This window comes from uncultured Traorella sp. (genome assembly GCF_944327115.1).
Classification (GTDB): Bacteria; Bacillota_I; Bacilli_A; order Erysipelotrichales; family Erysipelotrichaceae; genus Traorella.
On sequence record NZ_CALVGS010000004.1, the window covers coordinates 1 to 7,407 of the forward strand.

A 7,407-nucleotide genomic window follows, 5' to 3' on the forward strand; every position below is an offset into this window, starting at 1 on the left:
ATACCGATTAACAAGAGAAGAGCAGAAAAAGGAAAGATACATGGAAAGACCAAAAAGCGTATGTTTCGGAGGGAAAAAGAATCTGAAGCATGATATCGAAGCCTATCGCTATAAGCGCAGAAAAAGGATGCTGATCTGCGGAAGAAGGCAGGGAAAGTACGGCAATAACCTTTTCAAATATCACATCGATGAAGGAGTTCTTGTCTACCGGGGAATCGCGGTAAGGATGAAGCACAATACGCCCGGGAAGGCGATTGCGTATGAGCTGTATGATCATGGAGAATATTTTATCATCAGGGCCATTGCCGAATATCCGGATGAGCCGCTAATTCCATCTGATAGGGGAAGGATTTTGGTTACAAAATCATTTTCTTGTGAAATTAAGTATTTTGGAGTTGTTTGAAAATATAAACTCATCTATAATAAAGATATGAAAAAAAATTATTTATTTAATATGCGTTTGCCTGCTTGTTGCGTTATTTCCTGTTCATGTCATTGCATTTGAGGGAAGTCATGAAAGGGATGGAGAATTTTATCTCGTGAATGATAATGATCCTAATCGTACATTGATCGAAGCCACTCATTTAAGCGTTCGCTGGGAAAATGGCAGTGGTATCGTAAAATACTTTACCAAAAAAGACGGCAGTCAGTTAAGGATCGTAAAAAATCCGAATAATGGGGATTATATAGAAATACAGGCAGTCAGCATAGATACACAGACAGTAACATTAACAAAAGATTGCATGGGACATCGTGTACCTTTAGAATACCATGCTTTTGAAACGGGTGAAATGATCAAGGCCGGTACGTATCAGGTCAATAAGATCGGTGTCGGATGGATTGGTATCCTTAAAGAGGATGGGACGAATGTATGGGTGAATCCGAATCGCGACAATGATTATAATTATGTAAGTGGAAAGTTTACATTTTTTGAAAATGATGTGCAGACATTGAGCGTTTCTCAAATCAATGGTATTCCGGTCAATACAAACTATATGATCCCGAATTACAATCGAGTGGTACGGCCGGGCTATTCAAATGTCCCTTTATATGTAACGATACATAATACCGCAAATACCAGCAATGGCGCAGATGCACTGGCACATGCACAAATTCAATACAATCGTCGTAATTCTGCGGATATTTGGACAAGCTGGCATTTTCAGGTAGATGATCATTCCATTTATCAGAGTATTCCGATGGATGAGGTAGCCTGGCATGCAGGAGATGGTTCCATGATGGGGAACGGAAATACGATCGCAATTGAAATCTGTGAGAATAACGATGGTAATTACGCTCAGGCGGAAAGAAATGCGGCTTATCTGACAGCTCAGATCCTTTATGAAAACGGAATGCCTAAAGATGCTGTTCGTAAGCATGGCGACTGGTCAGGAAAAAATTGTCCGCATAATATCAATGATGGTACGAAGGGTACGATGGGATGGAGTGCGTTTGTACAACTGGTTGGTCAGATTTATGACCAGCTGGTAGAAGAGAATCAGGAAATCGAAGAAATACCTTTAAGTGAAAGATTTTCGGAATATATATCGAAGACAGGATATATTTATGATCAGAATTTATTGTATGGAATAGAATTGGAAACATCTGTTTCAGATGTTATCAATAAGTTACAAAGTGCTGATCCAAATGCTCAGATTACCGTAATGAATCAAAAGAATGAAGCTATTGGAGAAGGCCTTGTAGGAACGGATTTTAAAGCTAAGATCATATTAGGGAATGTCGAAGAAAATAATGTAGAAGAATTTTTGTTTACATTAGTCATTCCTTTTGATATTAATGGTGATGGACATTTCAATGCGTTGGATTATCGTTCATTTACTTACTATATGCTTGATAAAAGGAAGTATGCTTTAAGCTATGCTCAGAAAGCCGGAGCGGATCTGAATCATAAACAAAATGAAGCAATAAGTGTCAACGCCTTGGATTATCGGCAGATGACATATGCGATGTTGAAATAAGAGGGAGAATATATGAAAAGGATAAAATATTTTGTATGTGCTTTAGTGGCAGTTTTAATGCTTCTTAGCGGCAAACCTGTTCAGGCAGCAATAAGTTCCAGTGATGTTTCGTTAAGCGGACCATCGAGCGTAAATCAGGGTCAAAGCTTTAATGTTACTGTTAGTGGCAATGGTATAGGAACGTTTCAGGTTTCTGTAAGCAGCGGCTCTCTTACCGCTATCAGTGGAGCTCAGGGTTCTAGTGGTTCTACATTTGTGAAAGGATCAGGCAATGTTACGTTAACTATTTCGCCAAGCGGAACAAATACCGTGACCATTACTGTCACAGCAATCGATGCCGCTGGTGGGGATCCATCACAGGAAGGCTATATTCTTGAAGGAAGTGTATCAAAATCTGTAAGTATAGTTGCGCAATCATCAGGTGGATCATCTTCTAATACTTCAAGACCTTCAACACCAAGTACATCGAATACAACACCGGTAAAAACATTTAATTTAAATCTGAGTGCCATTCAGGTTGAGGGAGCATCCTTAACTCCGGATTTTTCAGGAGATACGGTAGATTACAGTGTTGAATTACCTAAGGGAACAACTTCTGTAACGATCAGTGCCAGTGCTGCTGATTCTGAAGTTTCTGTTCAGGGTATCGGGACACATGAAGTGCATGAAGGAAATAACGTTATTGAATTAACGACGCATCATCCTGAAACAAGTACGACAAAAACGTATCGTATTCAGGTATATGTAGAGGAAGAACCAAAAGTCTTTCTGAAATATAAGGATACAGAGTTAGGCGTATATCCAAGTTTTCATGGCAGTGAAACATTAGAAGGCTTTGAAAATACTGAGGTAACCATTCAGGACCAGCAGGTTTTAGGTAAGGTGAATGAGCAGGGATTGATCTTATTGTATATGGTAGAAGAAAGTGGTGAAAAAGCTTTTTATGTCTATAAGGATGAGGTGTTATATAAATATTTGCCTGTGACGATTGCCGGAAGAACATTTATTTCCCTGGAAATACCGGATGATATGAAAAATATGACAGGACTTATCCAACAGAAAATTACGATTCATGATGTGGAATATGATGGCTGGGTTTTTGAAGATGATTCTTTCAGTAATTATTCTTTATTGTATCTAATGAATGAAAAGGGTGATATTCATCTGTATCAGTATGAATCAACCGAAGGTGTCATTCAGTTATATTCAGGTGCTGCGGCACTCAGACAGGAAAGTGTGGATGCATTACGTGATGAAATGAATATGATGAAAATAGCCTTGATTGCAGTGAGTGTCATTGCGGTGATCATATTGGGAGCAGGTGTTGGATTCTATTTTTATAAAAAGAAGATGTCTGGAAGTCATTAGGTCCTTTTGAAGGACCTTTTTTAGTTGTTGAATGAAGAAATTTTGTGTTTGCTGATCGATGATATACTTAGATTGACTGGGATAAAAAAACAGATGAAGTGGAAGAAATATTAGTAAGTTATTGTAAAATACAGGACTATGCCATATTTCAAACTGTTGTGGCATTTGGCTCGGGCATAACAGGTATCAGAGAAGAGGTTCTATGGAATCATATAAAAAGTAGATTTACAAAGCATGTATATCTTAATGAAGCAACAGAAGTGCTTTTGTATTTCATACTTTTTTTTCTATTCTAAAAGTGGTATGATAGTTGAGCTAAGTTGAGGTGATTAGATGGTTGATGTAATTGTATTAGGTGGTGGACATGCTGGCGTAGAGGCTGCATTGGCTTGTGCCCGTATGAAACAGGAAACAATGCTTTTAACGATGCATATTGATATGATTGCATCGATGCCTTGTAATCCAAGTGTAGGAGGTCCTGCCAAAGGAATCGTTGTTCGTGAGATTGATGCGTTAGGCGGTGAAATGGGTAAGGCAGCCGATCGTACGGCTTTGCAGTTAAAAATGTTGAATACAAATAAAGGACCGGGTGTACAGTCCTTACGTGTACAATCAGATAAGCTGGCTTATCGGAAATATATGCAGGATGTTTGTTTACATACCGATCATTTAAAAGTTAAGGAATGTATCGTTGAGAAAATCAATTTTAAGGATAAGAGAGTTACAGGTGTTACCTTGCATGATGGCAGTGTGATTGAGTGTAAAGCACTCATTCTAACAAGCGGAACCTTCATGAGCAGTAATATTCTTGTCGGACATACTTCGACAGAATCAGGTCCGGAAGATGAACCGACAACAAAAAACTTATCACAGAGCTTGCGGGATCAGGGCATCCGTACCTTTCGTTTGAAAACGGGAACACCGGCTCGTGTTTATACGGATTCGATTGATTTTTCAAAGACTGAGGTACAACCGGGAACAAAAGATTTTGTCTGCTTCTCTTATGATACAAAAAAAGAAGATGTACTTCCTTATGAAAAACAGTGGAATTGTTATTTAACCTATACCACTCCGTTAACCCATCAGATCATTCAGGATAATTTACAAAAAAGTGCCATGTATTCAGGCTTGGTAAAAGGTGTTGGGCCACGTTATTGTCCGTCTATTGAAGACAAGATCGTACGCTTTGCCGATAAAGAAAGACATCAGATATTCTTGGAACCTGAATCTAAAGATCTGGATACGACCTATATTCAAGGATTCTCAACCTCAATGCCTCATGACATTCAGGAAAGAATGTTGAAAAGCTTGCCGGGCCTTGAAAATTGTCGTATAAAAAAATATGCTTATGCGATTGAATATGATGCTATTGACCCTTTACAGTTGAAACCAACCCTTGAATTGAGAGAGATCGAAAATTTATTCTGTGCCGGTCAGATCAATGGTACAAGCGGTTATGAGGAAGCTGCCGGACAGGGATTGATGGCCGGAATCAATTGTGCGTTAAAGCTGCAAGGCAAAGATCCTTTGATCTTAAATCGTGATGAAGCGTATATCGGGGTTTTGATCGATGATCTGGTAACAAAAGGAACTAAAGAACCTTATCGTCTTTTAACTTCGCGTGCTGAATATCGTCTTTTGTTACGTCATGATAATGCCGATGCCCGTTTGAGCGAAAAAGGATATGCCGTAGGTCTTTTGCCTCAGTATAGAATTGATGCTTATCGAAAAAAACAAAAAGAAATCCAAGAATATACGGAAAAACTGTCAGAAATTCGTTTCACACCGAAATCTTCTGTATCTGAATATCTTCAGGAAAATGGTTTTGACGCCTTGCATGATGGTATGAGCGCACTTGAGCTTTTACGTCGTCCGAATATTACGATTCGAGGCTTATCGCCATATATGGATCTGGAGATTTCTGATGAAGTTGCGAAACAGATTGAAATTGAAATAAAGTATGAAGGATATATTGCGAAAGCAAAAAAAGAGGCGGCACGTTTACAGTCGATGGAAAAGGTAAAGCTCGTTAATATCTATTATGATGAAGTAGAAAATCTTTCTTTAGAAGGAAGAGCTAAGCTAAAAGCTATTCAGCCTTTTACCTTAGGGCAGGCAAGCCGTATATCCGGTGTAAATCCTGCGGATATTGCTGTATTGGCAATTTATCTGAAACAGCATAAATAACAAATATGTTATTCTATTTCCATATGATTTTGTTATAATGGAAGCATAGGAGATAGACGATGAAAAAATTATATATCAAACAAAAATTTCTTGCATTAACAGATACTTATGATATTTATGATGAAAATGAATATCCTAAATATTTTGCGCAATGTGATTTTACCTTAATGCTACATCGGTTAAGAGTTTATGACGGAGATATTGAATTTGGTTATGTAGAACAGCAATTCAAGTTTTTTGAACCGGAATTTTCTTTTTATTTAAATGATAAATTTATCGGTAATATTGTAAAGGAGCTTACTTTTTTCAAGCCAAGATATTATTTAGACTTTAATGATTGGCGTATAGAAGGTGACTTATTCGGTTTAGATTATGAAGTGTTTGATGGCCAGGGCCATGTGATCATGTCTTTTTCGAAAGATTTATTTCGTTTTACCGATCATTATTGCCTTACGATATTTGATGATGAGAATGAAAAACTTTGTCTGTTGATAGCACTGGCTGTGGATATGGCCGTATGTTCTCAGAGCAATAATTAAATGCAGTTAAAACAGCTGCATTTTTTTCTTATATGTTATTGTTTCGATTTATAGGCATATGGTAAAATGAAAATAAATTTGACATATAAAGCTTAGAAAATGATGATGCTTTTGACGTTCGATTATCTCACAGAATCAGCGTTAGAAGTTAAAAGTAAATGTCATTTTAATAAAAATAAAGAGGGTGATCTTATGATAGAAGCATTGCTGTTTGATATGGATGGTTTGTTACTGGATACGGAAAGAATGCAGGATAAGATATGGGATAAAGCAAAGGAGCACTTTCATTATGATTTTAATGAAGCGTTTAAAAAAGAAATGAGAGGTATCAATATCCGGGCCAGTTTAAAAGTATATGAGAAATATTTTGGTAAGAATTTTGATTATCAGACGGTGTTGAAGTGGCGTCGAGCATATTTTATGGAAATGGCTAAAGATGAGGGCATACCGATTAAAAAAGGTGCTTTGGATCTTTTGCGATATGCAAGGGAAAAAAAGATTCACTGTGCTTTGGCAACCTCAACAGAAAGAGATCGCTTCATGCAGTATATTCCTTATTTAGAAGAGAATATCTTTGATTATTTTGAAGTGATCGTAGATGGTTCGATGGTGAAACATTCAAAGCCTGATCCGGAAATCTTTTTAATGGCAGCAGATAAATTAGGTGTTGCTATTGAAAAATGCATGGTGCTTGAAGATTCAATCAATGGTGTAAAGGCCGGAATTGCCTCAGGGGCAAAGACGGTGATGATTCCTGATTTAATGCAGCCAACAGATGAAATTAAAGATCAAGTGTATCGTATTTTAAATGATTTAAGTGAAGTGATCAAAATATTGAAATAGAAGCATACGTGTGGGTATGCTTTTTTAAAAGATTTAAATACACTTAAAACTTCTGATAAAAATATGAAAGTTTTAAGTATGTTTAAAAGTATGGATTTAGAAATCATTCATAAATCATGACTATAATGATTAATATGTTAAAGCAAACGTGTAATTTCAATAATAAAAATACAACACTCTTTGTTTGCGTTGTACTTTTATTAATAGTTATATTAGTCTTTTATATTATTATCTATTCTCTAATATCTTCAATAATCCTTGAAGCTTACGAGTGGTCAGACTTTCTCCATAATGAAGACCATCATAGGTTGGGTGCAATACAGGATAAAGTGAATGCTTTGTTTTGAGGATATAATGACGATCAATCAGCCATTCTATGATCGTTATTAGATCTTCTCTTTCAATTGTCTTAAGCTTCCCATATTCCTTGACTTCATCTAGCTTAGCATTTTTAATTTTTTTGCTGTTAGCTCCACGAAGTACATCTGCAA

At 36.9% G+C, this 7,407-nt stretch carries 7 protein-coding genes; 6 read left to right on the plus strand and 1 reads right to left on the minus strand.

From position 1 onward, the window contains the following. The 6 genes from Q0K35_RS00165 to Q0K35_RS00190 all read left to right on the plus strand — a co-directional run. Window positions 1-403: hypothetical protein (locus Q0K35_RS00165; protein ID WP_294560480.1), on the plus strand; the 403-nt coding region annotated here is incomplete at its 5' end. Window positions 404-539: 136 nt separating this feature from the next. Continuing rightward, a complete protein-coding gene (locus Q0K35_RS00170; RefSeq protein ID WP_294560481.1) occupies window positions 540-1,979 on the plus strand; it encodes an N-acetylmuramoyl-L-alanine amidase in 1,440 nt (479 codons plus the stop codon). Between the two features lie 12 nt (window positions 1,980-1,991). Then, window positions 1,992-3,347 (plus strand): cadherin-like beta sandwich domain-containing protein, encoded by a 1,356-nt coding sequence (locus Q0K35_RS00175; RefSeq protein ID WP_294560483.1) that lies wholly within the window; start codon window positions 1,992-1,994, stop codon window positions 3,345-3,347. A gap of 333 nt (window positions 3,348-3,680) precedes the next feature. After that, window positions 3,681-5,534, plus strand: coding sequence for a tRNA uridine-5-carboxymethylaminomethyl(34) synthesis enzyme MnmG (gene mnmG / locus Q0K35_RS00180; protein ID WP_294560485.1), 1,854 nt, complete (start codon window positions 3,681-3,683; stop codon window positions 5,532-5,534). A 59-nt stretch (window positions 5,535-5,593) separates the two neighbouring features. Further along, window positions 5,594-6,073: a hypothetical protein gene (locus tag Q0K35_RS00185; protein WP_294560487.1), complete on the plus strand. Its 480-nt coding sequence runs from the start codon at window positions 5,594-5,596 to the stop codon at window positions 6,071-6,073. 192 nt (window positions 6,074-6,265) lie between these two features. Next, the gene (locus Q0K35_RS00190) at window positions 6,266-6,916 is read left to right on the plus strand and encodes an HAD family phosphatase (protein WP_294560489.1); all 651 of its coding nucleotides are present in this window, start codon (window positions 6,266-6,268) and stop codon (window positions 6,914-6,916) included. Between the two features lie 228 nt (window positions 6,917-7,144). Here the strand turns inward: Q0K35_RS00190 and Q0K35_RS00195 are convergent. Continuing rightward, window positions 7,145-7,407: RQC domain-containing protein (locus Q0K35_RS00195; protein WP_294560491.1), on the minus strand; the 263-nt coding region annotated here is incomplete at its 5' end.

Bases quoted from the DNA above. Each gene is read 5' to 3' on its own strand.
- Q0K35_RS00175 (WP_294560483.1), top strand. From the start codon at position 1,992: ATGAAAAGGATAAAATATTTTGTATGTGCTTTAGTGGCAGTTTTAATG.
- mnmG (WP_294560485.1), top strand. From the start codon at position 3,681: ATGGTTGATGTAATTGTATTAGGTGGTGGACATGCTGGCGTAGAGGCT.
- Q0K35_RS00185 (WP_294560487.1), top strand. From the start codon at position 5,594: ATGAAAAAATTATATATCAAACAAAAATTTCTTGCATTAACAGATACT.
- Q0K35_RS00190 (WP_294560489.1), top strand. From the start codon at position 6,266: ATGATAGAAGCATTGCTGTTTGATATGGATGGTTTGTTACTGGATACG.